Below are 1,124 nucleotides of genomic sequence, written 5' to 3'. Positions count from 1 at the left end.
GGAATACGCATAAAACAGTTATACAGTTAGTACGCAATAATCGTAAGGATTTTGAAGAGTTTGGTTCACTTGGATTTGAAATCCAAGTGAGTAAAAGAGACGGTAAAGGCGGTCAAAAGAGAGAAGTTGCTATTCTCAATGAACCACAAGCAACCTTACTCATGACTTATATGCGCAATAATGACACGGTGCGCGCATTTAAAAAAGCTCTCGTTAAAGCTTTTTATGATTTAAGAAATCAATTGATTGATAATGACCGCGATACACGGTTTGATTTTCCTAGCAACTGGAATGAAATGGGAGCGACTGAAAAAGCTGTCTACATTTATGGACCTCTCCATATGCATCTTGTTAAAGCCTTTACGTTAGTAGAAGAGAGTAAACATTATAAAACGCTTGTTGAAGAAGCCAAGCAAGTTTTAGAAAAAACTATTGTAAAAGCTGCTTAAGGTGAAACATGCTTTATCTCCTCGTCTTTAAAGGTGGGGAGAAGGTTACGAATGGCTATGTTCCATTTGCGTATCTACTTCATTAGCTGTTAGTGTTGGAATAGAAGAGACATCAATGTCCCTCAAGGCATGCCATGTATCATAATTGGCTTGAAGCTGTAGCCAAAGGGCTGGTCCATTTCCTAACAATTTACCAATGCGAGCTGCTGTTACGGCTGTGACTGGACGTTCTCCTTTAAGGATACCGTGCAAGTGCTGGCGTGATATTTGAAGAATCCTAGCAATTTCGGTTTTGCTTGCATTTAAATGTTCTAAGGATTCAGCTAAAATTTCTCCTGGATGAGAAGGACAACGATTAGGATTACGTGTGGTCATGGATAGTCTTCTTTGCAATTAATTTTAAAACCGTTACAATTTAAACAATATGCCATTGATATTATATCATTTAAAGAAATTTAAAAAATGAACATCAAGCCTATTCGCACTGAACAAGATTATCAAGAAGCCTTAGAAATTGTGTCTGCAATGTTTGATAATCAACCTCAAGAGGGGACTCCCGAATTTGATCAAATGGAGGCTCTTGTATTATTAATTGAAGCTTATGAAGCCGAACACTATCCTGTTTCTCCACCTCATGCGTAAAGAGAAGGACAGGCACATGGAGGGAATAAACTT

The 1,124-nt window shown here is 38.0% G+C and carries 3 protein-coding genes; 2 read left to right on the top strand and 1 reads right to left on the bottom strand.

Annotated features, from left to right (window positions below; all coding sequences use genetic code 11):
- The coding region (locus ACFIO5_RS10425; protein ID WP_375705363.1) for a Rha family transcriptional regulator at positions 1–449 on the top strand (449 nt) is incomplete at its 5' end.
- Positions 450–494: 45 nt separating this feature from the next.
- Here the strand turns inward: ACFIO5_RS10425 and ACFIO5_RS10420 are convergent.
- Positions 495–824: a HigA family addiction module antitoxin gene (locus ACFIO5_RS10420; protein ID WP_011180254.1), complete on the bottom strand. Its 330-nt coding sequence runs from the start codon at positions 822–824 to the stop codon at positions 495–497.
- An 87-nt stretch (positions 825–911) separates the two neighbouring features.
- On the opposite strand from ACFIO5_RS10420, the gene ACFIO5_RS10415 reads away from it, so the two are divergent.
- Positions 912–1,091, top strand: coding sequence for a helix-turn-helix domain-containing protein (locus ACFIO5_RS10415; RefSeq protein WP_375705362.1), 180 nt, complete (start codon positions 912–914; stop codon positions 1,089–1,091).
- Positions 1,092–1,124 lie beyond the last annotated feature (33 nt).

The sequence above is a fragment of the Bartonella sp. AA86SXKL genome (genome assembly GCF_042196885.1).
Note: the sequence above shows the minus strand (reverse complement) of the source record. Positions and strands in the feature narration are given on the sequence as shown.

Coding starts and splice junctions, on each gene's coding strand:
- ACFIO5_RS10420 (WP_011180254.1), bottom strand. CDS start 824: ATGACCACACGTAATCCTAATCGTTGTCCTTCTCATCCAGGAGAAATT.
- ACFIO5_RS10415 (WP_375705362.1), top strand. CDS start 912: ATGAACATCAAGCCTATTCGCACTGAACAAGATTATCAAGAAGCCTTA.